The sequence below is a fragment of the Halomonas sp. DP1Y21-3 genome, assembly GCF_019801245.1.
GTDB lineage: Bacteria > Pseudomonadota > Gammaproteobacteria > Pseudomonadales > Halomonadaceae > Halomonas > Halomonas litopenaei.
The window spans coordinates 460,662-485,415 of the sequence record NZ_JAHVJM010000003.1 but is presented as its reverse complement, the minus strand read 5'-3'; the positions used below and the strand labels follow the sequence as shown (position 1 = coordinate 485,415).

Below are 24,754 nucleotides of genomic sequence, written 5' to 3'. Positions count from 1 at the left end.
CGCAGGCCGCAGGGCCGCTCCTTGTCGGGGCGCCCTGCGGCAGTCCAGTCTGCGGTTATCCGCCCTGTTTCACTCGCCCTACTCCCTTCTCGCTAGGCCCCACCCCCTCGCCCTCTCACTCTCTTACCCTCTCTTTCTCCGCTCTCTCCCTCTCTACCTCTCTACCTTCACTCTGTCTTTACTCTCCCCCTTCTTCCTTGGGCCCACCGATCCTGCATATTTTTTCGTTGAACGGTGATTTCACGGCTCAAGTCTGTCGCCGGCACGCCGATAACTGAAGCAGAACGTCTTCCACGTCTCTGCAAAGGATAGTCGTCGTGCTGATACCTATTGGATTCGCGGTCGTGCTGCTGTCGGTGTTCGGGGGCTTCGTGCTCTCCGGCGGCAGCCTCGGCCCGCTGTTCCAGCCGACCGAACTGCTGATGATCGGTGGCGCCGGCGTTGGCGCCTTCATCGCCTCCAACCACGGCAAGGCGCTCAAGGCGACCTTCCGCATCTTTCCTCGTCTGAGGCGCTCCAAGCGCTACGACAAGGCCATGTACATGGAGCTGATGGCGTTGCTTTACCGGCTGCTGGCCAAGGTGCGCCGCGACGGCATGCTGGGCATCGAGCGCGACATCGACAACCCCGCCGAAAGTGCGCTGTTCAGCGAGTATCCCAAGGTCGTCGCCGACCCGATGATCATGAACTTCCTGACCGACTACCTGCGCCTGATGGTGGCCGGCAGCATGGACCCGATGGAAATCGACGAGCTGATGCTCCACGAGATCGAGATGTTCGAGCAGGAGGCGCATATTCCTGCCGACGCCATCGCCAAGGTCGGCGATTCCATGCCCGCCTTCGGCATCGTCGCCGCGGTGATGGGGGTGGTGAAGGCGCTGAGCGTCACCGCCGCCGATCCCGCCGAGATGGGGGTGATGATCGCCCACGCCCTGGTCGGCACCTTCCTCGGCATCCTGCTCGGCTATGGCTTCATCAGCCCGCTGGCCTACCGCATCGAACGCCAGACCGGCGAGTCGATCAAGATGCTGCAGTGCCTGAGGGTCACCCTGCTGGCCAGCCTGCACGGCTATCCGCCGCAGCTGGCGGTGGAGTTCGGCCGCAAGGCGCTGCACACCAGCGAACGCCCGAGCTTCAAGGAGCTCGAGGACCATGTGCGTGACGCCAAGGCCAGCGCGGGGGCCGCATGAGCAGCCCCAACCAGCGCCGACCGATCATCATCCGCCGCAAGAAGGTGGTGCATCGCCACCATGGCGGTAGCTGGAAGATCGCCCTGGCTGACTTCATGACGGCGCTGATGGCGCTGTTTCTGGTGATGTGGATCCTGTCTTCCGCCAGCCGCGAGACCCGCGAGGGCGTGGCCGACTACTTCAGCATGCCGCTGCTGGCCGCCATGACCAATGGCGACAGCGTGGCCATGAGCCCCCAGGTCATCCCCGGCGGTGGGCCCGACGTGACCAGCCAGCAGGGCGAGCGCATGCGCATCGACCTCAAGCGCCAGACCCGCCCCAGCGAGCAGCAACGACGCGCCTTCCGTGACCTGCAGCAGCGCATCGAGCTGGCCATCCAGCAGGACCCTAGTCTGCGCGGACTGCGTGACCAGCTGCGCTTCGACATGACCCAGGAGGGGCTGCGCATCCAGTTACTGGACGACGAGCAGCGGCCGATGTTTGCCCTCGGCAGCGACCGCGTGGCGCCCTACCTGCGCAATCTGCTGCGCACCATGGCGCCGCTGCTCAACGACCTGCCCAACGACCTGAGCATCAGTGGCCATACCGACAGCCTGGCCTACCTGAACGGCCGGGGCGGCTACAGCAACTGGGAGCTTTCCTCGGACCGCGCCAACGCCTCGCGCCGCGAGCTGCTCGATGGCGGCCTCGAGGGCGACAAGCTGCTGCGGGTGGCAGGCCTCGCTGACCAGGTGGTGATGCCTGGCACCGACGCCGATGACCCGATCAATCGACGTATCGAACTGGTGGTGCTGTTTCCCAGCGTCGCCGAGCTGATTCGCCACCCCGGCACCCTGGATCCGCGAGCCCCCAGGCCCGCCAGGGGAAGCGGTGAGGCCCAGCTCGCCGGTCCCCTCGAGGACATCGAGGCACGCTTTCACACCGCCCTGGCCAATTCCCCAGCGTCGCCGCCAGACGAGCCGCACTGAACCAGAACAAGGGTGACACAGGCATGGATATCACCGACTTCTACGACACCTTCTTCGAGGAAGCCGAAGAACTGCTGGCGGACATGGAACGCCATCTGCTGGAGCTGGATCCAGCAGCGCCGGACACCGAGCAGCTCAACGCCATCTTCCGCGCCGCCCACTCGATCAAGGGCGGCGCCGGTACGTTCGGCTTCGAGATCCTGCAGCGCACCACCCACCTGTTCGAGAACCTGCTCGACCATACCCGGCGCGGCGAGCTGCGCCTTCGCCCCGACATCGTCGACACCTTTCTGGAAACCAAGGACATGCTCAACGACCAGCTCGACGCCTACCGCAACGAACAGGCGCCGGACCAGGAGGCCTACGAGCGCATCTGTCAGACCCTGAAGACCCTGGCACTGGAGGAGATTGGCCAGGCGTTGGACGGTGGCGCCGAGCCTGCGGCACCGGCGGCGCCAACTGTGGTAGCAGCGGCCGATCCGGCCCCCGCCCCGGCGGCGACGGCTCCGCCCGCCGACTCGCCCGCGGATCAGGCCGCCACCAGTGAAGCGCCGGCACAGGACGACGGCACGGCCCTGGTGGTGGCGCTGATCGGCGTGGCCGACAAGGACCGCGAGCTGCTGGTGGAAGAGCTGGCCCAGCTCGGCGAGGTGCTGGAGCGACGCGGCGACGCCCAGCGCCATGAGGTGGTGTTGTCCACCAGCGTCAGCGCCGAGGATATCGAGGCGGTGATGTGCTTTATCGCCGAGGCCGACCAGGTCGAGATAGGTCCCTGCCGGAGTGTCGCTGGCACAGCCCCTGTTACCGGCACTGACAGCGCCCCGGAAAGCGCCGGCGACGGCGCCGGCGCCGGCGACAGCGCAGAAAAAGCCCCCGCCGCCCCAGCGCCTGCGGCCGAGCCAGCCCCAGCGACGCCCGCCACTGATGCCGGCCCCGCCGCCGCTGCTGCAGCCACTGCCCCCGCCACCACGGCTGCCACGACCGCGGATGCCGGCTCGTCCCCGCCGCGCCAGCAGCGCAAGACCAGCGCCAAGCCGGTCAAGGAGGCCAGCTCCATCCGCGTCTCGGTGGACAAGGTCGACCAGATCATCAACCTGGTCGGTGAGCTGATCATCACCCAGTCGATGCTCGACCAGACCGTCAGCGAGCTCGACGCCGCCGCCGATCCGCGCCTGCTCAACGGCATGAGCCTGTTGCAGCGCAATGCGCGGGATCTGCAGGAGGCGGTGATGTCGGTCCGCATGGTGCCGATGGACTACGTCTTCAGCCGCTATCCGAGGCTGGTCCGCGATCTGGCCTCCAAGCTCGACAAGGACGTGGAACTGACCACCGAGGGCGAGTCCACCGAGCTCGACAAGAGCCTGACCGAGCGCATCATCGACCCCCTGACCCACCTGGTACGCAACAGCCTGGACCACGGCATCGAGTCGCCCGAGGCGCGTCTTGCCGCCGGCAAGCCGGCGACCGGGCGGCTGACCCTGTCGGCCCAGCACCAGGGCGGCAACATCCTGATCGAGGTGATCGACGACGGCGCCGGCCTGGACCGCGAGCGCATCCTGGCCAAGGCCCGCGAAAGCGGCCTGAACGTCTCCGACGCGATGAGCGATGACGAGGTGTGGCAGCTGATCTTCGCCCCCGGATTCTCCACCGCCGCCCAGGTCAGCGACGTCTCCGGCCGCGGGGTCGGCATGGACGTGGTCAAGCGCAACATCCAGGCCATGGGCGGTCACGTCGAGATCCTGTCGCGCCAGGGCCAGGGCACCACCACCCGCATCGTGCTGCCGCTGACCCTGGCGATCCTCGACGGCATGTCGATTCGGGTCGGCGAGGAGACCTTCATCCTGCCGCTGTCGGCGGTGCTGGAGTCGCTGCAGCCCTCCCGCGACAACCTCTACGCCATGGCCGGCGACGACCAGGTGCTGCAGGTGCGCGACGAGTACCTGCCGGTGGTGGCGGTCCATTCGGCGCTGGACGTGGCCAACGCCCGCACCGAGATCACCGAGACCATCGCCGTCATCGTCCAGGGCGAAGGGCGCCGCTACGCCCTGCTGGTGGACGACCTGATCGGCCAGCAGCAGGTGGTGGTCAAGAACCTGGAAACCAACTACCGGCGAGTGCCGGGCGTGTCCGCCGCCACCATCCTGGGTGACGGCAGCGTGGCGCTGATCCTGGACATCGCCGACCTGCACCGCCTCGACCGCGAGAAGAAGCAGCGACGCCACCACGATACTCGCGGCGCCCACCTTTTGCCTGAATCCCAGCCCCTGACGGAGGACCTTTCAGCATGAACCAGCACACCGATCTGGCAGCACAGGCGGCCACTGACCTGAGCCATCGTGAATTCCTCGTGTTCTCCCTGGGCGACGAGGAATACGCCATCGACATCCTCAAGGTCCAGGAGATCCGCGGCTACGAGAACGTCACCCGCATCGCCAACGCCCCGGCCTTCATCAAGGGCGTGACCAATCTGCGCGGCGTCATCGTTCCCATCGTCGATCTGCGCATCAAGTTCCGCCTGGAGCGGGTCGAGTACGGCGGCCAGACCGTGGTGATCGTGGTCAACGTGGGCACCCGCGTGGTGGGCATCGTGGTCGATGCGGTATCCGACGTGATGACCCTGGCCCCGGAACAGATCAAGCCGGCCCCGGAGTTCGGCGTGACCCTGTCGTCGGACTACCTGAGCGGCCTGGGCAGCCTCGAGGACCGCATGCTGGTGCTGGTGGACATCGACAAGCTGTTGACCAGCGACGAAATGGCCCTGGTCGAACACGCCGGTGACAGCGCCTGACGCCCTCTGCTCCCGATCTATCCGGTCCCTGGACCCTTGAAACGACGCCCGTACAGGAAAGGCACGTGAAGCGACTCAATGACATGACGGTAAGGCTGAGCTGGACGCTGGTACTGGGCACCTTCGCCCTGCTGGTGGCGCTGCTCAGCGCCCTCGGCCTCTATATCACCTCGCTCAGCGAAGACTCGATCCAGCGCCTGAACGAGGTCAACGTCGACCAGCAATCCGCCCTCAACCGGGCCAACTCCCAGCAGCTGTTCCTGCAGCTCGAGCTACGCGACATCCAGGCCGGACTGCTCGACGCGGTGTGGCCGGAGGAGCGCGAACCGCTGATCGAGGCAGCGGCTGCCCTCGACGACGACCTGGCCACCCTGGAGGCCACCTTCGCCGAGTTCATGGCGCTGCCGAGCCGCCCCGAACAGGCCGAGCGCATCGCCGCGGTGGAAGCGGCCTTCCGCGCCCTGATCGACCAGGGGCTGATCCCGCAGCGGGCGGCGCTGGCAGAGGGCGACACCGACGCCTTCACCCAGAATCGTGAAGGCCTGATCGCGCTCAGCGACGCCTTCTACCAGTCAGCCGTGGACTTCTTCGTCGCCGCCGAGAGCAACGGCGCCGCGCTCTACGACACCTTCCTCGAGAACATGGGTCTGCTGCAGTGGGCCATCGTCGCCGTGCTGATCGTCGCCGCCCTGACCATCGGCGGCGTGCTGTGGGGTGTCACGGTCAACGTGATTCGTCCGCTGGGGCGGCTGGTCGGCTACTTCGAGGCGGTGGAATCCGGCCGCCTGGACCTGCAGATTCCCGAGCGCGGCAACAACGAGATCGGCCGTCTCTACGCCTCACTGGCCAAGATGCAGGCGGGGCTGGCCGGCACCGTGGGCGCGGTACGCGACAGCGGCAACCTGATCTACCAGGGCGCCCAGCATATCGCCGGCGGCAACAACGACCTGTCCGCCCGCACCGAACAGCAGGCCGCCTCGCTGGAGGAGACCGCCTCGAGCATGGAGGAGCTGTCCTCCACCGTCAGCCAGAACGCCGACAACGCCCGCCAGGCCAGCCAACTGGCCAACGAAGCGAGCAGCGCCGCCGGCCGCGGCGGCGAGGTGATGCAAAGCGTGGTCACCACCATGCACGACATCCGCTCGGGCTCTCATCGCGTCGCCGACATCGTTGGCACCATCGACGCCATCGCCTTCCAGACCAACATCCTGGCGCTGAACGCCTCGGTGGAGGCGGCGCGTGCCGGCGAGCACGGCCGCGGCTTTGCGGTGGTCGCCGAGGAGGTGCGCAAGCTGGCCAGCCGCTCGTCGGAGGCGGCACGGGAGATTCGCGAGCTGATTGATGCCTCGCTGAACCAGGTCGGCTCGGGCACCGAACTGGTGGATGAGGCCGGCCAGGTGATGCAGGAACTGGTCACCTCGGTCACTCGCGTCAGCGACATCATGGACGAGATCGCCTCGGCCACCAGCGAGCAGAGCCACGGCATCGGCCAGGTCAACGACGCCATCAACCAGATGGAACAGGTGACCCAGCAGAACGCCCAGATGGTGCAGCAGGCCGCCTCGGCCTCCAACCAGCTCGAGGCCGAGGCCAGCCGTCTGGCCGCCACCATGAGCCGCTTCCAGCTGGCCGACAGCGGGGCCGATGCCGACCACAGCCAGGACGAACTGGCCCGCTGGATGCCGGCACTGCGATCGAGCCAGCGCGACGCCGAGGCCAGCCGCCACGCCGGGCAAAGACCCGGAGCCGGCCAGACCAACAGCAACACCAGTACCAGCACCAGCCAGCACGACAGCAGCAGCGACGACGAGTGGGAGTCGTTCTGACGACCTCACTCAGGGCTGCCCGGGGACACCCCTAATGACCTCGGGCAGCACCCGCGACAACCACACAAGAAAACGACCATGCAGGGGGCAAGATGCGAAACAATCAACCGACCACCCAGCGGGAATTCGTGCTCGATGACGATCATTTCCTGATCTCCCGCACCGACCTCCAGGGCCGGATCACCTACGCCAACCCGGCCTTCGTCGAGGTCAGCGGCTATGCCCGCGACGAACTGATCGGCGAACACCACAACGTGGTGCGCCACCCCGAGATGCCACCGGCCGCCTTCGCCGACCTGTGGAAGTGCCTGCAGGCCGGCAGAACCTGGCAGGGACTGGTCAAGAACCGCCGCAAGAACGGCGACTACTACTGGGTCAGGGCCAGCGTCTCGCCGCTGGAAGAGGGCGGCGAGGTGGTCGGCTACGCCTCGGTGCGTGTCAAGGCATCGAGTGACGAGATCGCCCTGGCCGAGCGCGCCTACGCCGACTACCGCGCCGGCAAGCGCCGCCCCCGCTACGCCCTGCGCCAGGGCCAGCTGCGCCGGCGCGGGCTTTTCGGCGCCCTGGGACGGCTGAACCTCAAGAGCATGAAGGCGCGTCTGATCGGGCTGATCGGGGTGGCGGCGGTGCTGCTGGCGGCCAGCGGTGCGATCGGGCTCTACGCCGAGCGTCAGTCGGTGGGCTATCTGGCGTCCATCCACCAGGACGGCCTGCAGGACGTGGCCAGCCTGCAGCGCATGGATCAACTGATCACCCAGGGGTATTCGTCGCTGGTGGGCAAGGAGCGCATGGCGCTGATGGACAAGCGTGAGGAGCACGCCGCCGAGCTTTCGGTGATCCAGCAGAGCCTCGGCGGACTGTGGGAGCGCTATCGCGAGCGCGAGGTCAACCAGACCGCCCTGGCCGACATCTTCGAGCGCCAGCTCAATGAGTACCTGGAGAACTCCCTGGGCAAGTCGATCGAGATCCTCACGGGTGAAGACAGCTACGAGGTGTTCGTCGCCCTGCCCAACCACATCGGTGTGGTAGAGGCCGAGGGCAAGGCGCTGTCCGACCGGGTCACCACCTTGATCCAGGACAAGCAGGCCGCCGCCAACGCCCTGGCGGCAAAAGCCAGCCAGATGCAGCAGACCATGCTGATGGTGCTGGCCGGGGTGCTCGGTGCGGGCCTTTTGCTGCTGGTGCTGATCGGTGGCCTGACCCTGCGTGCCATGCTCAAGCCGCTGCGCGAAGTGGAGCGTTTCAGCCTGCAGATCGCCTCAGGCAACCTGGGCGCCGAAGTGCCCAGCGCCCGGCGCGACGAGATGGGCCGCGTGATCGCCGGCCTCGACGTGATGCGCAAGAGCCTCGGCAGCATCATCGGCGACGTCAACAAGGCCATCGGCCAGGTCACCCCGGCGGTAGCCGATATCGCCAGGGGCAACGAGGACCTGTCGGCGCGTACCGAGCAGCAGGCGTCGTCGCTGCAGCAGACCGCCGCCAGCATGGAGGAGATGACCACCACCGTCGCCCACAACAGCGACAACGCGCGTCAGGCCAGTGGTCTTGCCTCGGACAACGCCGAGCGCACCCAGGCCACCAGCGAGCTGATGCAGCGCCTGGTGGGCAACATGGGCGAGATTACCGAGGGCTCGCGCAAGATGGCGGAGATCATCTCCACCATCGATGCCATCGCCTTCCAGACCAATATCCTGGCGCTGAATGCCTCGGTGGAAGCCGCCCGGGCCGGCGAGCAGGGTCGTGGCTTTGCGGTGGTGGCCGGCGAGGTACGCAAGCTGGCCGGCCGCAGCGCCGATGCCGCCAGCGAGATCCGTGGGCTGATCGACGACGCCAACCAGCGGGTCGACGGCGGCGCCGAGCTGGTGCGCCAGGCCGAAGCCTCCATGACCGAGGTCATGGAAGCCACCACCCGGGTCAATGACATCATGGCGGAGATCACCGCCGCCTCCAACGAGCAGAGCAACGGCATCGTCCAGATCAACCAGGCGGTGACCGAGATGGACCAGGTGACCCAGCAGAACGCCGCCCGTGTCCAGACCTCCGCCGCCGCCGCCTACCAGCTGCGTGCCCACAGCGAGGCACTGGCCTTCGCCATTCGCGCCTTCCGCCTGAAGGGCTCGGCCCAGGAAACGGTGAGAGAGAAGCGCGAGCGTCAGGACCCACGCACCGACGACAGTGCGCCGCGACGCGAGCCGGCGCCAGCCGCCCAGACACACCATGAGGAGTGGGAAGCCTTTTGAACGAGCCCCTGGCACCACCAGGCAGCTGGAGCACGAGCGAGGGGATCCCCTCGCTCGAGCGTGACCTGCTGCTGACCGAGCGCGACTTCAGCCGCATTCGTCAGCTGATCCATGAGCGGGCCGGCATCGTGCTGGCCGAGCACAAGCGCGAGATGGTCTACAGCCGTCTGGCCAAGCGCCTGCGCCATCATGGTCTGACCCGCTTCAGCGACTATCTGGAAAGACTCGAACGACGTCCGGATGCCAGGGAATGGGAGGCGTTCACCAATGCCTTGACCACCAATCTGACGGCCTTCTTCCGGGAGGCCCACCATTTTCCGCTGCTGGCCGAGCACGCCAGTGGCCGTACCGGCGGTTACCGAGTGTGGTGTGCCGCCGCCTCCACCGGCGAGGAGCCCTACTCCATCGCCATGACGTTGAGCGACGTCTTCAGCGGCAATACCGGCAAGTTCGAGGTCATCGCCACCGATATCGACACCGACGCCCTGGCCCGGGCCCGCGCCGGGGTCTACAGCATCGAGCAGCTCGCGCGGCTGGACGAGGGCCTCAAGCGGCGCCACTTCCTGCGCGGCAAGGGCCGCCACGAGGGCATGGCGCGGATTCATCCCGACGTCAGCCAACGTGTTGCGTTCCAGTCGCTCAACCTGCTCGCCCCGAGCTGGGGCCTGGAAGGCAAGTTTGACGCGATCTTCTGCCGTAACGTGATGATCTACTTCGACAAGCCGACCCAGACGCGGATCCTCGAACGCTTTGCACCGCTGCTCAAGCCCGACGGCCTGCTGTTCGCCGGCCATTCGGAAAACTTCTCCCAGATCAGCGACGCCTTCCGTCTGCGTGGCCAGACCGTCTATCGACTGGCCGGGCGCTGAACGACGCCTAAAGATCCCTTTCCGGTCGCCGATAACACAGATACTGGCCCATCCCCCTAGGAGAGCTGCTTGAGCGCCCCCAAGATCAAGGTGTTGTGCGTCGATGACTCGGCCCTGATTCGCAACCTGTTGAAGGAAATCATCCAGTCCCAGGCGGACATGGAGGTCGTGGCGGTGGCCCCCGATCCGCTGGTGGCACGGGATCTGATCAAGCGCCATAACCCGGACGTGCTGACCCTGGACGTGGAAATGCCGCGCATGGATGGCCTCGACTTTCTCGAGCGGTTGATGCGGCTGCGCCCGATGCCGGTACTGATGGTGTCGTCGCTGACCCAGGCCGGCTCCGACATCACCCTGCGCGCGCTGGAGCTGGGTGCGGTGGACTTTGTCGCCAAGCCGACCCTGGGCATCCGCGACGGCATGCTCGACTACGCCAATGACATCGCCGCCAAGATCCGCGCCGCGGCACGCTCGCGCCCCCGCCAGACGCGCCCGAACCAGGAGCCGCCCAGGCGCCTGTCGGCACCCATCATCGGCAGCGAGAAGCTGGTCGCCATCGGCGCCTCCACCGGCGGTACCGAGGCCATCCGCCAGGTGCTCGAGCCGCTGCCGGCGGCGAGCCCCGCCATCATCATTACCCAGCATATGCCCGGCGGCTTTACCCGCTCCTTCGCCGAGCGCCTGGACCGGCTGTGCCAGATCTCGGTCAAGGAGGCCAGCGACGGCGAGCGCCTGCTGCCCGGCCACGCCTACATCGCCCCGGGTGACATGCACCTGGAGCTGGCCCGCAGTGGCGCCAACTACATCGCCCGGCTGCACGACGGACCGCCGGTCAATCGCCACCGCCCCTCGGTGGACGTGATGTTCGACTCGGTGGCACGCCTGGCGGGCGCCAACGCGGTGGGCGTACTGCTCACCGGCATGGGCAAGGACGGAGCCGCCGGCCTTGTGAAGATGCGCCAGGCCGGCGCTTCCACCCTGGCCCAGGACGAGGCCAGCTGCGTGGTGTTCGGCATGCCGCGGGAAGCCATCGCCCTGGGAGGGGCGGACGAAACCGTCGCCTTGCCTGAAGTGGCGCCGAGGATTCTCGCGCTGGTCGCCGCCGCTGGCCGTGCCCAGCGCGTCTGATGGTCGCCCAGGGACGGGCGTATTCGCTCAAGGAGTTCACCGTGTCACTACTACGCAATATTCGCCTGCACACCCTGATGGTCGTGATGCTGGCCAGCCTGCTGGTCGCCTCGGTCATCGGCCTGGGGATCGGCATGCTGAGCAGTCACAAGGCTGCCGACACCCTGTCGCTGCTCAACCGCATCAACGTCGAGCAGCTCAACGCGGTCAATCGCGGTGACGCCCTGCTCAATGAGGCACTGCTGGAGATCGAGGTCGCCGCCACCAGCCAGCAACTGGATCGGCTGGACAAGGCCCAGGAGCTGATCGTCAGTGCCGAGTCCCACTTCGACCGTTTCGCAGCGGTGCCGCGCACCCCCCAGGGCGAGGCCGTCGGCGGGCGCATCGAGGACCGCTACCCGGTGGTCATGGACGGCGCCGTCAAGCTGATCGAGGCACTGCGCGAGGGCAACAGCGAAGGCTTCGAGGCCGGTAGCCTGGCGCTTGCCCCCGAACTTGCCGAGCTCAACCAGGCACTCGATGCGTTCAGCAGCTACGCCGACGCCCGCGGCAACACCATCGTCAGCGACTTCGAGCGTCAGTCACGCCTGGACCGCGGGCTGGAGCTGGCGGCCCTGGCGATGATCCTGCTGGCCATCGCCGGCGCCTACCTGCTGTTGAAAAGCCTGGTGATCAAGCCGCTGGCACGGGCGGTGGAGAGCCTGGACGCCATCGCCCACGCCGACCTGTCGCGACCGATCCAGGTGCGGGGCGACAACGAGATCAGCCAGCTATTTCGCGCCATGCAGGAAATGCAGCACAAGCTTGGCCAGACCGTCAGCGAGGTTCGCCGGGGCGGCACACGCATGGCCAGCGGCAGCCACGAGATCGCCTCGGGCAATGTCGATCTGGCGACCCGCACCGAACAGCAGGCGGCCTCCATCGAACAGACCGCCGCCAGCATGGAGCAGCTCACCACCACGGTGTCCCAGAACGCCGACAACGCCGGCCAGGCACGCCATCTGGCAAGCCAGGCTTCAACCACCGCCGAGCAGGGTGGCCAGGTGGTCAGCCAGGTGGTGGAGACCATGGAAACCATCAGCCAGGACTCGCGCCAGATCAGCGAGATCACCGGGATGATCGACGCCATCGCCTTTCAGACCAACATCCTGGCGCTCAACGCCTCGGTGGAGGCGGCACGGGCCGGCGAACAGGGCCGCGGCTTCGCGGTGGTCGCCGGCGAGGTCCGCAGCCTGGCCAGTCGCAGCGCCGAGGCCGCCGGTCGCATCAAGTCGTTGATCGAGACCTCCACCAGCCGCGTCGACGGTGGTACCCGACTCGCCCGCCAGGCCGGCGAGACCATGGCAGAGGTGGTCAGCTCGGTGCGCCGGGTGCTCGACATCGTCGACGAGATCGCCGTGGCCTCCCGCGAGCAGAGCGACGGCATCGGACAGATCGGCCAGGCGGTAGTACAGATGGACCAGACCACCCAGCAGAACGCCTCGCTAGTGCAGCAGGTGTCACGCGCCGCCGAAGACCTGGCACTGCAGGCGCGCCAGCTGGCCGCCGAGGTGGAGGTGTTCCGCCTGCCAGCAGGGCTCGAGACAGATAGCCCCGTGGCGCTGGCAAGCGCGCCGGGGCAGTCGCTGACCGCGAGCACCGGCAGCGTCCCTGACGACCTCGATGACGATGGCCGCAGCACAGACAGCAGCGATGGTCGCCGCGAGCCCGAGGCCCGCGCGAGCCAGCGACACGACGAAACCGAATGGGAGGCCTTCTAGGCCTCCACCCCAAGCGATAACGACGACGAGGACCCGTATCAATGGCCGACAAGAACATGCGCATCCTGGTGGTGGACGACTTTCCCACCATGCGCCGCATCGTGCGCAGCCTGCTCAAGGAGCTGGGCTTCACCAATGTGGAAGAGGCCGAGGACGGCCAGGACGGCCTGGCAAAACTGCGTGAAGGCGGTTTCGACTTCGTGGTCTCCGACTGGAACATGCCCAACCTGGACGGCCTGGAGATGCTCAAGGCCATCCGTGGCGACGATGCCCTGAAGTCACTGCCGGTCCTGATGGTGACCGCCGAGGCCAAGAAGGAAAACATCATCGCCGCGGCGCAAGCCGGCGCCAACGGTTACGTGGTCAAGCCGTTCACCGCCGCCACCCTCGAAGAAAAACTCAACAAGATCTTCGAAAAGCTCGGTATGTGACGCCCTGGCGCCACGAGGAGACAACGATGACACAACAGCAGATCGCCAGCGCCGCCCCCGGGCCCAACGCCCAGGGCGACGACCTGGTCCAGCGCATCGGCCAACTGACCCGCATGCTGCGTGAAAGCATGCGCGAGCTGGGCCTGGACAAGGAGATCGAAAAGGCCGCAGAGGCCATCCCCGACGCCCGTGACCGCCTTAGCTACGTTGCCACCATGACCGAACAGGCGGCAGAACGCTCGCTCAACGCCATCGACCGCGCCCAGCCGCTGCAGGATAGTCTGAGCGAACACGCCAAGGCGCTGGACGATCGCTGGCAGCAGTGGTTCGACGCCCCCAAGGAGCTCGACGAGGCCCGCGACCTGGTCAGCGACACCCGTGCCTACCTGACGATGGTGCCGGAGAACACCCAGGCCACCCAGAAGGAGCTGCTGGAGATCCTGATGGCCCAGGACTTCCAGGATCTGACCGGCCAGGTGATCAAGCGCATGATGGACGTCATCCGCGAGATCGAGGACCAGCTGGTGCAGGTGCTGATCGACAGCGTGCCCGAGAGCGAAGCCCGTGAAAGCCTGCGCCGGCGCAACGAGGATTCGTTGCTCAACGGCCCCCAGGTCAAGCCTGAGAGCAGCGACGTGGTGGCGAGCCAGGACCAGGTCGACGACCTGCTCGACGAACTGGGTTTCTAGCCGCCTCGCCGAGGGCCGCGCGCCTACCATCCCTTCCCGGGATCAGACAGGGCTTCCCCCATCAGGGGGTAAGCCCTCTTTCTCGTCACCTTTTCGGGCCTTTGAACTGGCCTGCCCAAGGGACAATGGGCCATACCAGAACTTGTGCCCGTTGATCCCCCATGGCCGACAGCTCCAGCGATCAGGAAAAGACCGAAGAGGCCACCCCGCGACGCCTTGAGAAGGCGCGCGAGGAAGGCCAGGTAGCGCGTTCGCGGGAACTCGCCACTTTCATGCTGCTGCTCGGCGGCGTGGTCGGGCTGTGGTCCATGGGTGCCATGCTCTACGGCCAGCTGGGCAGCGTGATGGAGCAGGCCTTCCTGTTCGAGCGCCGCGAGGCCATGGAGACCATGCCGATGCTGTCCCAGGCGCTGGACCTGGGCAGTCGCACCCTGCTTAGCCTGATTCCGCTGTTTCTGCTGCTGACCCTGATCGCGCTGGTGGCGCCGGCACTGCTCGGCGGCTGGCTGGTATCGGCCAAGGCACTCAAGCCCCAGGCGTCGAAGCTGAACCCGGTCAAGGGCCTCAAGCGCATGTTCTCCACCCACGCCCTGGCGGAGCTGGGCAAGGCCATCGCCAAGTCGGTGCTGGTGGGCGGTGTCGGCCTGGGCTTCGTCTACCTGCATCGGGGCGAGGCGCTGAGCCTGATGGAATTGCCCATCGCCGCGGCGCTGGCGGCATCGATGAAGCTGGCCGCCGAGGCCAGCGCGCTGATGGTGCTGACCCTGGTGGTGGTGATCCTGATCGATGTGCCCTACCAGCTATGGAGCCACGCCAAGAAGCTGCGCATGAGCAAGGAAGAGATCAAGCAGGAGCACAAGGAGTCCGAGGGCGACCCCCAGGTCAAGGGCCGCATCCGCCAGCAGCAGCAGGCCATGGCCCGAGGCCGCATGATGAGCCAGGTGCCCGACGCCGACGTGGTGGTCACCAACCCCACCCACTACGCGGTGGCGCTGAGCTACCGCGAAGGCAGCATGGGCGCACCACGGGTCGTCGCCAAGGGCGCCGACGCGGTGGCCGCGCGCATCCGCGAGCTGGCCGGTGAGGCCGGCGTGCCACTGCTCGAGGCGCCGCCCCTGGCGCGCACCCTGTACCGCCACGTGGACCTGGATCGCGAGATTCCCATGGAACTCTACACCGCGGTGGCCGAGGTGCTGGCCTGGGCCTTCGGCCTCAAACGCGCCGCCAGCGAAGGCGAGACGCCGCCGCCCGCCCCAGAATCCATCCAGGTGCCCGCCGAACTGGCCGTGGCCGCCTCCACGCCAGAGCGCAATGTGACAGCAGACGAGAGACAACCATGACCCCAGCGCCTGACCACAGCGCCATCGCCAGCCCGGCGGGAGACCACGGATGAAGCCGTTGTCCCAGTACCTGACCCGCCGCGACTGGATGGCCGAGATCCCGATGAAGGTGCTGGCCGGCCCGCTGTTGATCATCATGATCCTGGCGATGATGATCCTGCCGCTGCCGCCCTTCGCGCTGGATGTGCTGTTTACCTTCAACATCGCCCTGGCGGTGATGGTGCTGCTGGTCAGCATGTTCACCGAAAAGCCGCTGGACTTCGCCGCCTTCCCTGCGGTGCTGCTGTTCACCACCCTTCTGCGGCTATCGCTCAACGTGGCCTCCACCCGGGTGGTGCTGATGAATGGCCACGAAGGCGGCGACGCCGCCGGCAAGGTCATCGAGGCCTTCGGCCAGTTTCTGGTCGGCGGCAACTTCGCGGTGGGTCTGGTGGTGTTCTTGATCTTGGTGATCATCAACTTCATGGTCATCACCAAGGGCGCCGGGCGCATCGCCGAAGTGGGCGCACGCTTCATGCTCGACGCCATGCCGGGCAAGCAGATGGCCATCGACGCCGACCTCAACGCCGGTCTTATCGGCGAGGAAGACGCCAAGCGGCGGCGCGCCGAGGTGGCCCAGGAGGCCGACTTCTACGGTTCCATGGACGGCGCCAGCAAGTTCGTGCGCGGCGACGCCATGGCCGGCCTGATCATCATGGTGGTCAACGTGCTGGGCGGGCTGATGATCGGCCTGATGCAGTACGACATGGCCTTCTCCGACGCCGCCCGCACCTACATCCTGCTGACCATCGGCGACGGACTGGTGGCCCAGATCCCGGCGCTGGTGATCTCCACCGCCGCCGGCGTCACGGTGTCCCGGGTCAACACCGACCAGGACGTCGGCCAGCAGATGATCAGCCAGCTGTTCGTCAATCCCAAGGTGCTGATCCTGGCGGCCGGGGTGATGGGCCTGCTGGGCCTGGTGCCGGGCATGCCCAACCTGGTGTTCCTGCTGTTTACCGTACTGCTTGCGACCCTGGCCTGGTGGCTGACCCGCCAGTCCGAGAAGCGCCTGGTCGAAGAGCAGGAAAGCACCGCCCCGGCGCCCCCCCCGGAAGCCCCGGAGGCGAGCTGGGACGACGTCCAGCTGGTCGATACCCTGGGCCTGGAGGTCGGCCACCGGCTGATTCCGCTGGTCGACGCGCGCCAACAGGGGGAGCTGCTTGGTCGGATCAAGAGCGTGCGCAAGAAGTTCGCCCAGGAGGTCGGCTTCCTGCCACCGGTGGTGCATATCCGCGACAACCTGGAGCTGGACGCCTCCACCTACCGGGTCACCCTGAAGGGCGCCGAGATCGGCCGCGCCGAGGCCTGGCCCGGGCGCTGGCTAGCCATCGACCCCGGCCAGGTGTCCGGCGAGCTGGACGGCACCCCGACCCAGGACCCGGCCTTCGGCCTGCCGGCGGTGTGGATCGACGCCAGCCAGCGCGAACGCGCCCAGGTCTACGGCTACACCGTGGTCGACGCCAGCACCGTGGTCGCCACCCACCTGAACCACCTGCTGCACCGCCACGCCTCCGAGATGCTGGGGCGCCAGGAGGTGCAGAAGCTGCTCGACAAGCTCAGCGCAGAGCAGAAGTCGCTGGTCGAGGAGGTGGTGCCCAAGGCGCTGTCGCTGACCGCCTTCACCCGGGTGCTGCAGCAGTTGCTGGACGAGGACGTGTCGATCCGTGATCTGCGCACCATCCTCGATACCCTGGCCGAGCACGCACCCCATCAGCAGGACCCCACCGAGCTGACCGCCCTGGTGCGCATCGCGCTCGGCCGCGCCATCACCCAGCAGTGGTTCGCCGGACAGGAATCGCTCAACGTCATCGGCCTCGAGCCCCAGCTCGAACAGGTGCTGCACCAGGCCATGAACGGCAACGGCGCCCTGGAGCCGGGCCTGGCCCAGACCCTGATGGACCAGACCGAGGCGGCGCTGGGCCGCCACGAGGCCACCGGCGAGCCGCCGGTGCTGGTGGTCACCCCGAGCCTGCGCCCGGTGCTGGCACGCTTCCTGCGCCGCCGTCTGCGCCACCTGGTGGTGATGTCCCAGGCCGAGATCCCCGACGACCGCATGCTGCGCGTCACCCATCAGGTCGGGGGGATGTGACCATGCTCCCAGCCTTGATCCTTGCCCGGAGAACCCGGATTACGCCGAGACGCCTGGCGACACTCGCCCTGCTGGCGCTGTGGCTGATCGCCAGCGGCGCCCAGGGCTTCCCCGGTGCCTGGACCGCCAACGCCCCGCGCATGACCGTCGCCTCGAGCCAGCTCGACCAGTCGTCGCGACCGCTGACGCCGCCCTCCGCCAGCGTCGAGGGCGTGATCGAGCGGGTGGTGTGGCGCTATCGCACAGCGCCTGGCGCCCGCCTGCAGGGTCGCCTGTGCCATGGACAGCGCTGCCTGCGCCTGAAGGCCGCCCACGGCAGCACCGAACACTTCGCCGGCCTCGACGCCGCCGGCCCCTTCGTCTTTCGTTTCCGTCTCCTGGATGGTGAGTCGCCGCTCGTTGTCGACGGCATGAGCGTGATCGTCAACCACCGTTGAGGCTGTCCCAGAGGAAAGTGCCATGTACACCGCACAAGGCAGAATGGAGCATCAGTCCCAGCTCGAAGCCTACCTCCCCATGGTGCGTCGCCAGGCCCTGGCGCTGCAGGTCAAGCTGCCCGCCGGGGTCGACCTGGATGATCTGATCCAGGCCGGCATCGTCGGCCTGCTGGAGGCGCTGGGGCGCTTCGATGCAAGCCAGGGCGCCCAGTTCACGACCTTCGCCAGCCAGCGGGTGCGCGGCGCCATGCTCGACGAACTGCGCAGCCGCGACTGGCTGCCGCGCAGCGTACGCCGCCAGGCCCGGGCACTGGACGAGGCCACCCGCGAGCTGCAGCAGCGCCTCGGCCGCCCCCCGGAGGAACACGAGATCGCCGAGGCGCTGGACATGGACCTGGTCAGCTACCGACGCCTGTTGAGCGACGTCAACAACGGCCAGCTGATGCCCTTCGAGGAATTGCTCGCCGAAGGCAACGAGCATCGCTTCAGTGACCAGATCGGCATGGCACCGCTGGCCGAACTGCTCGACGGCGAACGCCGCGAGGCGCTGGTCGCCGCCATCGCCGAGCTGCCCGAGCGGGAAAAACTGCTGATGGCGCTCTACTACCAGGAGGAACTCAACCTCAAGGAGATCGGCGCCGTGCTGGGGGTCAGCGAGTCCCGGGTGTGCCAGATCCATAGCCAGGCGGTGAGCCGACTGCGCGCGCGATTAAGCGAGCACTGAGCCGCTCCGACAACTCAGCGAAGAAAGCGAAAGAAGAAAACGAAAGAAGAAGACCACTGGCAAAACGGCAGGTTAGAAAGAGCGGCCGACTAGAGGGAACAGCCACCCCATAGCCATCTCTTATCAGGATTATCGGACCATTCAATTTATCCAATTGCTCGTTTCTGCGTAAGGTGAGCCCTGTCTTCAGACAATACACCCATCGCTCAAAGGAGACGGGAATGTCCCTGATCAACACCGAAGTCAAGCCGTTCAAGGCCACCGCTTACCACAACGGCGAGTTCGTCGACGTCTCAAGCGACGACATGAAAGGCCAGTGGAGCATCGTCTTCTTCTACCCGGCCGACTTCACCTTCGTCTGCCCGACCGAGCTTGGTGACCTGGCGGACAACTACGAAGAATTCAAGAAGCTGGGCGTCGAGATCTACAGCGTCTCCACCGACACCCACTTCACCCACAAGGCCTGGCACGACAGCTCCGAGACCATCGGCAAGCTGCAGTTCCCGATGATCGCCGACCCGACCCTGACCATCTCGCGCAACTTCGAGGTGCTGATCGAGGAAGACGGCCTGGCCGAGCGTGGCACCTTCGTCATCGATCCCGAGGGCAAGATCCAGATCGTCGAGATCAACGCCGGCAACATCGGCCGCAACGCCGAAGAGCTGCTGCGCAAGGTCAAGGCTGCCCAGTACGTCGCCGCCCACCCCAACGAGGTGTGCCCGGCCAAGTGGAAAGAAGGCGAAGAGACCCTGGCGCCGTCCCTGGACCTCGTCGGCAAGATCTAAGCCTTGTCCGCAAGATCTGGCACTTGTCCGCCAGATCTGACACTTGACCGAAAGTGTCTTGAGCAAGATGTGACTGCGCCAAGGCTGGCTGACTCAGCCTTAGTGTCCCTTGTCGCAGTCACGGCGCCTCGCCAGAGGCGCCCGTCACCCCTGAGGTGACACCCTTTTCCCCACCGGGTCGTTCGTCTCGGTCGTCCTACCAGTCGCTTATGCGAGATCGGGTCCTTCGGCCCGGTGGGGATTCTGCGGCCCAATGATCGGCCAGTTCGCCGATACCGGCACTACGCCCCCGCCGCAGACCACCATTTTCCGATTTTTATCAGGATTGCCGCTGTCATGTTGGACGACTCTCTCAAGCAACAGCTGAAAGCCTATCTCGAACGTGTCACCCGCCCCTTCGAGCTTGTCGCCACCCTCGATGACGGCGACAAGTCCAGGGAACTCCACGGCCTGCTCAGCGACATCGCCGCGCTCAGCGGCCACATCAGCCTGTCCACCGAAGGCACGGACCCACGCACGCCGTCGTTCGCCCTTTATCGTGATGGCGCCCCCACCGGGGTGGTGTTTGCCGGCATCCCCATGGGTCACGAGTTCACCTCACTGGTACTGGCGCTTCTGCAGGTCGGCGGGCATCCGCCCAAGGCCAGCGCCGAGGTGATCGAACAGATCCAGGCGCTGGACGCGGACATGCACTTCGAGACCTACTTCTCGCTGTCCTGCCAGAACTGCCCGGACGTGGTCCAGGCGCTGAACCTGATGGCCATTCTCAACCCGCGGATCTCCCACGACGCCATCGACGGCGCCCTGTTCCAGGACGAGGTCGAGGCCCGCGAGATCATGTCGGTGCCGAGTGTCTACCTCAACGGCGAACCCTTCGACCAGGGCCGCATGACCCTCGAGCAGATCCTGGCCAAGGTCGACACCGGCGCCGAAAAGCGTGAAGCCGAGAAGATCAGCGCCAAGGAGTCCTTCGAGGTGCTGACCATCGGCGGCGGTCCCGCCGGAGCAGCCGCCTCCATCTATGCCGCGCGCAAGGGTATCCGCACCGGCGTCGCCGCCGAGCGCTTCGGTGGCCAGGTGCTCGACACCATGGCCATCGAGAACTTCATCTCGGTGCAGGAGACCGAAGGGCCCAAGCTTGCCACCGCGCTTGAAGAGCACGTCAAGCAGTACGACGTCGACATCATGAACCTGCAGCGTGCAGAAGCTCTGGTGCCGTCAAGCGAGCCGGGCGGCGAGCACGAGGTGCGCTTCGCCTCCGGCGCCAGCCTGCGCGCCAAGACGCTGATCCTGGCCACCGGCGCCCGCTGGCGCGAGATGAACGTGCCCGGCGAGGCCGAGTACCGCAACCGCGGAGTGGCCTACTGCCCGCACTGCGACGGCCCGCTGTTCAAGGGCAAGCGCGTCGCGGTCATCGGCGGCGGCAATTCCGGCGTCGAGGCGGCCATCGACCTGGCCGGCATCGTCGCCCACGTGACCCTGTTCGAGTTCATGGACGAGCTGCGTGCCGACGCCGTGCTGCAGAAGAAGCTGCGCAGTCTGCCCAACGTCGAGATCATCTCCGGTGCCCGCACCACCGAGATCAACGGCGACGGCAACCGCGTCACCGGCCTGAGCTATGAAGAGCGCGCCAGCGGCGAGCTCAAGCAGGTCGAGCTGGAAGGTGTGTTCGTGCAGATCGGCCTGGTGCCCAACACCGAATGGCTCAAGGACTCGCCGATCGAGCTCTCCGAGCGCGGCGAGATCATCACCGACGCCCATGGCATGACCTCGGTCCCCGGCATCTTCGCCGCCGGCGACGTCACCACCGTGCCCTACAAGCAGATCGTCATCGCCGTGGGGGCAGGTGCCACCGCCGCCCTCGGCGCCTTCGACTACCTGATTCGTCAGTAAGGTCGAGCCCTCGACCACGACAAAGCCGTGTTCCCTGAAGACACCGTCTGGCTTTCTTGGCCGCGGTGTCCACGACCAGGAAGGTCGTGACTAGCCTGCCGCCCTTCGGGGCGGTTTTTTTTGGTCTATTGATCGTCGTCCACCAGTACGCCGTAGCACTCCGGTCGCCGGTGCAGGCGGAAGTTGAAGATGTGCTCTCGTATTTCCCGGGTGCGGTCCAGGTCGCATTCGTGGACGATCAGCTCATCCTCCAGGGTGCTGGCCATGGCGACGATCTCGCCGGTGGGGGCGATGATGCAGCTCTGCCCCAGCAGGTCGCAGCCTTCTTCGCGGCCCGCCTTGGCGACGCCCACCACCCACATGCCGTTCTGGTAGGCCCCGGCCTGCATGCACAGATGATTGTGGAAGCCCTGCAGGTGGTCATGCTCCGGCACCGGCGGATAGTGGATCGGGGTGTTGTAGCCCAGCATCAGCAGCTCGACCCCCTTGAGTGCGCTGACCCGGTAGGTCTCCGGCCAGCGGCGATCATTGCACAGCGCCATGCCCATCTTGCCGCCGAAGGCCTCCCAGCAGCCAAAGCCGTCCTCGCCAGGTTCAAAGTAGCGCTTCTCCAGATGCTGGAAGGGCCGCCAGGGTTCGTGCTCATGATGGCCCGGCAGATGCACCTTGCGATACTTGCCCACCAGCTCACCGGCCTGGTCGACCAGGATCGAGGTGTTGTAACGGTGCACCCGGCCTCCCGACTCGATGCGTTCGGCGTAGCCCAGGTAGAAGCCGATACCCAGTTGCCTGGCCGCCTCGAACAGGGGCCTGGTGGCCTCCCCCGGCATCTCGCCTTCGTAGAAACCATCGAGTTCATCGGCATCGTCGAAAAACCAGCGGGGAAAGAAGGTGGTCAAGGCCAGTTCGGGAAACACCAGCAGGGTCGCGCCACGCCGGTGCGCCTTGTGCAGCAGCGCCAGCATCCGCTCGATCACCCGGGAGCGTGGCTCACTGCGTGCGATGGGGCCCAACTGGGCCGCGCCTACCACGATATGTCGACTCATGGATTCTCTCTCGGGACGTCAGGGGACTGGCACAGCTCGAGCAGCACCTGCAGCAGCACGTTGGCTCCCGCGGCGACATCCTCGGGCGCGGTGTACTCCTCGATGTTGTGACTGATGCCGCCCACGCTCGGCACAAAGATCATTGCCGTTGGACAGACCCGCGCCAGCATCTGGGCGTCGTGGCCGGCGCCGCTGGGCATGCGACGCACGCTGTAGCCCAGGCGGCGCGCGGTGGTCTCGACCAGCCCCACCACTTCAGGATCGAAGTCCACCGGCTCGAAGCGGGCCAGGGAGCGTCGCTCGAACGCCAGACCCTCCTCTTCGGCGACCTGCCGGGCGAAGCGCTCCACGTCCTCTTCGACCTGGCGCAGCACGCTATCGTCGGTATTGCGAAGATCCACCGTCATGCTGGCGCTCAGGGGGACCACGTTGATCAGATCCGGGGTGAACGCCATACGTCCCACGGTGCCCACCTGATGGCCACCTGCCTGCTCGACGCGTTGCCGGACGTAGGCGGCGGTGGCCACCGCCCCATGGGCAGCGTCACGTCGCAGCGACATCGGCGTGGTGCCGGCGTGATTGGAGCAGCCGTCGAAGCGATACTCCGACCAGGAAATGCCTTGTACCTGCTCTACCGCGCCGATGGTGATGCCCTGCTGTTCAAGCACCGGCCCCTGTTCCACGTGCAGCTCGACAAAGGCGTGCGCCTCGGGACGGCCCACCGGCCGCTCGCCCACGGCACCGATACGCGTCAGGCAATCGGCCACGCTCTCGCCGTCGATCCCGCGGGTGGACAGCGCCTGCTCCAGTGGCATGCCGCCCACATAGACCAGGCTGCCCATCATGTCCGGCGCGAAACGCGCGCCTTCCTCATTGGTAAAGAAGGCCACGCACAGCGGCCGGCGCGTCTCGATACCGGCCTGATTGAGCGTCTGGACCACCTCGAGACCGGCCAGCACCCCAAGATTGCCGTCGTAGAGGCCTCCCGTGCGCACGGTATCGATATGCGACCCCGTCATCACCGGTGGGCCGGGCTGCTGCCCCGGACGCAGACCAAACACATTGCCGATGGCGTCCTGGTGAATCTCGAGGCCGAGTTCCTGCATCCAGCCCATCACTCGCTCACGGCCCAGGCGATCTTCCTCGCTCAACGCCAGGCGGCAGACTCCGCCCCCCGGCAACGCGCCGATCTCGCCCAATTCGTTCAGTCGCTGCCACAGGCGTTCGCCGTCGATACGCAGATCATTCCACATGGTTGGCCCTCCCGCGTGCGATGACGTCCTCGGCGCTGGCACCGACCAGTTCACGATAGACCTCGGCGTCGGTGGCACCTTCACTGCCGATCAGCAGCACTCGGCTATTGCCATCGAGGCCCAACCGGGCGCCCAGATCCGGCTCTTGACTAGCCAGCAGCAACCCCACCAGACCGGCGACCGCGCTTTCCCCGGCGACCAGCGCCGGATCGCCGCCAACGCCCTCGGCCAGCAGCTTCATCGCCTCCACCGCCGCTTCATCACTGACCGCCAGATAGTCGTCGATGCCTTCATCGAGCACCTCCCAGGCCAGCAGCGACACCTCGCCACAGGCGAGCCCCGCCATCAGGGTATCGAGGTCGCCGTCGACCGCCACCGGCTCGCCGCTGCGGGCGCTTTCCAGCAGACAGGCTGCGCGCTCCGGCTCGACCACGATCACGCGCGGACGATTCACCCCATAGGCCTCCCACAGCTGGGCCAGGGTCGCGGCGGCGAGCCCCCCCACACCGCCCTGGACGAAGCAGTGGGTGGGCGGCTGATCGAGCTGATCCACCGCCTCATCGACCATCACGCTGTAGCCCTGCATCACATCCCGTGGCACCTCCATGTAGCCGGGATACGAGGTGTCCGACACCACGAACCAGCCGTATTCGGCCGCGTCGCTGGCGGCCTGACGGACCGAATCATCGTAGTTGCCGGCGACCCGGCGGATCTCGGCACCGAAGTCGGCGATGGCCTGTTCCCGGCCCGGGGAGACGGTGGCGTGCAGATAGATCACGCAGCGCACGCCGAACTGACGAGCGCCCCAGGCCACCGAGCGACCATGGTTGCCGTCGGTGGCACAGCACACGGTCAAACCGTCCAGCGCGTCGCGATACTCGCCGGCCATCAGCGCCTCGCTGGTGACCTGCTCGCCGAGCCGACGCTTGATCAACCGCAGCACCGCGTAGGCGCCGCCGAGGGCCTTGAAGCTTTTTAGCGAGAAGCGCTCCGACTCGTCCTTGTAGTGGATCGCCGCCACTCCCGCCGCCGCCGCCAGGCCGTCGAGGCCCACCAGCGGGGTCGCGGCGTAGCCGGGCCAGCGGCGTATCTCGTCCCGCGCCTGCTCGAGCGCTGCCTGGTGGAGGATCGCGCGCTGACGCTCGCCGATGGGCGCACCGGGCGTCACGCGTGGGTTGGCGACGTGGCGCCAGCGGGAATGTTCGATCAGCGCGGTCATGGGGTCTCCTGGAGTCGGTGGGAAGCGGTCGTCGAGC

The 24,754-nt window shown here is 66.8% G+C and carries 20 protein-coding genes; 17 read left to right on the top strand and 3 right to left on the bottom strand.

Features of this window, described 5'->3' with window-relative positions:
• The first annotated feature begins 317 nt into the window (after positions 1-317).
• From motA to ahpF, 17 genes are all read left to right on the top strand, one after another.
• Entirely contained in the window at positions 318-1,190 is an 873-nt protein-coding gene (gene motA, locus KUV74_RS10875; protein ID WP_045994770.1) for a flagellar motor stator protein MotA, read from the top strand.
• Positions 1,187-2,158, top strand: coding sequence for a flagellar motor protein MotB (gene motB / locus KUV74_RS10870; RefSeq protein WP_108132031.1), 972 nt, complete (start codon positions 1,187-1,189; stop codon positions 2,156-2,158). The genes motA and motB overlap by 4 nt, the downstream gene beginning before the upstream one ends.
• Before the next feature lie 23 nt (positions 2,159-2,181).
• Positions 2,182-4,446 carry a chemotaxis protein CheA gene (gene cheA / locus KUV74_RS10865; protein WP_222516299.1) on the top strand — a complete coding sequence of 755 codons (2,265 nt, stop codon included), beginning with the start codon at positions 2,182-2,184 and terminating at the stop codon, positions 4,444-4,446.
• Positions 4,443-4,946, top strand: coding sequence for a chemotaxis protein CheW (locus KUV74_RS10860; RefSeq protein ID WP_108132029.1), 504 nt, complete (start codon positions 4,443-4,445; stop codon positions 4,944-4,946). Before cheA ends, KUV74_RS10860 begins: the two co-directional genes overlap by 4 nt.
• A 65-nt stretch (positions 4,947-5,011) precedes the next feature.
• Entirely contained in the window at positions 5,012-6,772 is a 1,761-nt protein-coding gene (locus tag KUV74_RS10855) for a methyl-accepting chemotaxis protein (protein WP_315900780.1), read from the top strand.
• A 92-nt stretch (positions 6,773-6,864) separates the two neighbouring features.
• On the top strand, positions 6,865-9,012 hold the full coding sequence (locus KUV74_RS10850; RefSeq protein ID WP_222516298.1) for a methyl-accepting chemotaxis protein: 2,148 nt from the start codon (positions 6,865-6,867) through the stop codon (positions 9,010-9,012).
• The gene (locus KUV74_RS10845; RefSeq protein WP_222516297.1) at positions 9,009-9,881 is read left to right on the top strand and encodes a CheR family methyltransferase; all 873 of its coding nucleotides are present in this window, start codon (positions 9,009-9,011) and stop codon (positions 9,879-9,881) included. The genes KUV74_RS10850 and KUV74_RS10845 overlap by 4 nt, the downstream gene beginning before the upstream one ends.
• A gap of 69 nt (positions 9,882-9,950) precedes the next feature.
• Positions 9,951-11,009 carry a chemotaxis response regulator protein-glutamate methylesterase gene (locus tag KUV74_RS10840; protein ID WP_045992355.1) on the top strand — a complete coding sequence of 353 codons (1,059 nt, stop codon included), beginning with the start codon at positions 9,951-9,953 and terminating at the stop codon, positions 11,007-11,009.
• Between the two features lie 41 nt (positions 11,010-11,050).
• Complete coding sequence (locus tag KUV74_RS10835; protein WP_315900778.1) at positions 11,051-12,769, top strand: methyl-accepting chemotaxis protein; 1,719 nt, start codon at positions 11,051-11,053, stop codon at positions 12,767-12,769.
• Between the two features lie 41 nt (positions 12,770-12,810).
• Positions 12,811-13,200 (top strand): chemotaxis response regulator CheY, encoded by a 390-nt coding sequence (cheY, locus tag KUV74_RS10830; RefSeq protein ID WP_045992353.1) that lies wholly within the window; start codon positions 12,811-12,813, stop codon positions 13,198-13,200.
• A 26-nt stretch (positions 13,201-13,226) separates the two neighbouring features.
• The gene (gene cheZ, locus KUV74_RS10825) at positions 13,227-13,889 is read left to right on the top strand and encodes a protein phosphatase CheZ (RefSeq protein ID WP_108132025.1); all 663 of its coding nucleotides are present in this window, start codon (positions 13,227-13,229) and stop codon (positions 13,887-13,889) included.
• A gap of 161 nt (positions 13,890-14,050) precedes the next feature.
• Positions 14,051-15,229 (top strand): flagellar biosynthesis protein FlhB, encoded by a 1,179-nt coding sequence (flhB, locus tag KUV74_RS10820; protein WP_108132024.1) that lies wholly within the window; start codon positions 14,051-14,053, stop codon positions 15,227-15,229.
• Positions 15,230-15,278: 49 nt separating this feature from the next.
• The gene (gene flhA / locus KUV74_RS10815; RefSeq protein ID WP_108132023.1) at positions 15,279-17,360 is read left to right on the top strand and encodes a flagellar biosynthesis protein FlhA; all 2,082 of its coding nucleotides are present in this window, start codon (positions 15,279-15,281) and stop codon (positions 17,358-17,360) included.
• Positions 17,361-17,362: 2 nt separating this feature from the next.
• Positions 17,363-17,797: a flagellar protein FlhE gene (locus KUV74_RS10810; protein WP_108132022.1), complete on the top strand. Its 435-nt coding sequence runs from the start codon at positions 17,363-17,365 to the stop codon at positions 17,795-17,797.
• 22 nt (positions 17,798-17,819) lie between these two features.
• Positions 17,820-18,521, top strand: a complete 702-nt coding sequence (locus KUV74_RS10805) for an RNA polymerase sigma factor FliA (protein ID WP_108132021.1) — start codon at positions 17,820-17,822, stop codon at positions 18,519-18,521.
• A 221-nt stretch (positions 18,522-18,742) separates the two neighbouring features.
• The gene (gene ahpC / locus KUV74_RS10800; RefSeq protein ID WP_045992348.1) at positions 18,743-19,306 is read left to right on the top strand and encodes an alkyl hydroperoxide reductase subunit C; all 564 of its coding nucleotides are present in this window, start codon (positions 18,743-18,745) and stop codon (positions 19,304-19,306) included.
• 336 nt (positions 19,307-19,642) lie between these two features.
• Positions 19,643-21,199 (top strand): alkyl hydroperoxide reductase subunit F, encoded by a 1,557-nt coding sequence (gene ahpF, locus KUV74_RS10795; RefSeq protein ID WP_108132020.1) that lies wholly within the window; start codon positions 19,643-19,645, stop codon positions 21,197-21,199.
• Between the two features lie 125 nt (positions 21,200-21,324).
• On the opposite strand, the gene KUV74_RS10790 is transcribed toward ahpF, so the two are convergent.
• The 3 genes from KUV74_RS10790 to KUV74_RS10780 are packed head-to-tail and all read right to left on the bottom strand — an operon-like array spanning position 21,325 to position 24,717.
• A complete protein-coding gene (locus KUV74_RS10790; protein ID WP_108132019.1) occupies positions 21,325-22,245 on the bottom strand; it encodes an N-carbamoyl-D-amino-acid hydrolase in 921 nt (306 codons plus the stop codon).
• Positions 22,242-23,498: a Zn-dependent hydrolase gene (locus tag KUV74_RS10785; RefSeq protein WP_108132018.1), complete on the bottom strand. Its 1,257-nt coding sequence runs from the start codon at positions 23,496-23,498 to the stop codon at positions 22,242-22,244. The genes KUV74_RS10790 and KUV74_RS10785 overlap by 4 nt, the downstream gene beginning before the upstream one ends.
• Entirely contained in the window at positions 23,488-24,717 is a 1,230-nt protein-coding gene (locus KUV74_RS10780; RefSeq protein ID WP_108132017.1) for a diaminopropionate ammonia-lyase, read from the bottom strand. Before KUV74_RS10780 ends, KUV74_RS10785 begins: the two co-directional genes overlap by 11 nt.
• Positions 24,718-24,754: the final 37 nt, after the last annotated feature.

Coding starts and splice junctions, on each gene's coding strand:
- motB (WP_108132031.1), top strand. CDS start 1,187: ATGAGCAGCCCCAACCAGCGCCGACCGATCATCATCCGCCGCAAGAAG.
- cheA (WP_222516299.1), top strand. CDS start 2,182: ATGGATATCACCGACTTCTACGACACCTTCTTCGAGGAAGCCGAAGAA.
- KUV74_RS10860 (WP_108132029.1), top strand. CDS start 4,443: ATGAACCAGCACACCGATCTGGCAGCACAGGCGGCCACTGACCTGAGC.
- KUV74_RS10850 (WP_222516298.1), top strand. CDS start 6,865: ATGCGAAACAATCAACCGACCACCCAGCGGGAATTCGTGCTCGATGAC.
- cheY (WP_045992353.1), top strand. CDS start 12,811: ATGGCCGACAAGAACATGCGCATCCTGGTGGTGGACGACTTTCCCACC.
- cheZ (WP_108132025.1), top strand. CDS start 13,227: ATGACACAACAGCAGATCGCCAGCGCCGCCCCCGGGCCCAACGCCCAG.
- flhB (WP_108132024.1), top strand. CDS start 14,051: ATGGCCGACAGCTCCAGCGATCAGGAAAAGACCGAAGAGGCCACCCCG.
- flhA (WP_108132023.1), top strand. CDS start 15,279: ATGAAGCCGTTGTCCCAGTACCTGACCCGCCGCGACTGGATGGCCGAG.
- KUV74_RS10810 (WP_108132022.1), top strand. CDS start 17,363: ATGCTCCCAGCCTTGATCCTTGCCCGGAGAACCCGGATTACGCCGAGA.
- KUV74_RS10805 (WP_108132021.1), top strand. CDS start 17,820: ATGTACACCGCACAAGGCAGAATGGAGCATCAGTCCCAGCTCGAAGCC.
- ahpC (WP_045992348.1), top strand. CDS start 18,743: ATGTCCCTGATCAACACCGAAGTCAAGCCGTTCAAGGCCACCGCTTAC.
- ahpF (WP_108132020.1), top strand. CDS start 19,643: ATGTTGGACGACTCTCTCAAGCAACAGCTGAAAGCCTATCTCGAACGT.
- KUV74_RS10790 (WP_108132019.1), bottom strand. CDS start 22,245: ATGAGTCGACATATCGTGGTAGGCGCGGCCCAGTTGGGCCCCATCGCA.
- KUV74_RS10785 (WP_108132018.1), bottom strand. CDS start 23,498: ATGTGGAATGATCTGCGTATCGACGGCGAACGCCTGTGGCAGCGACTG.
- KUV74_RS10780 (WP_108132017.1), bottom strand. CDS start 24,717: ATGACCGCGCTGATCGAACATTCCCGCTGGCGCCACGTCGCCAACCCA.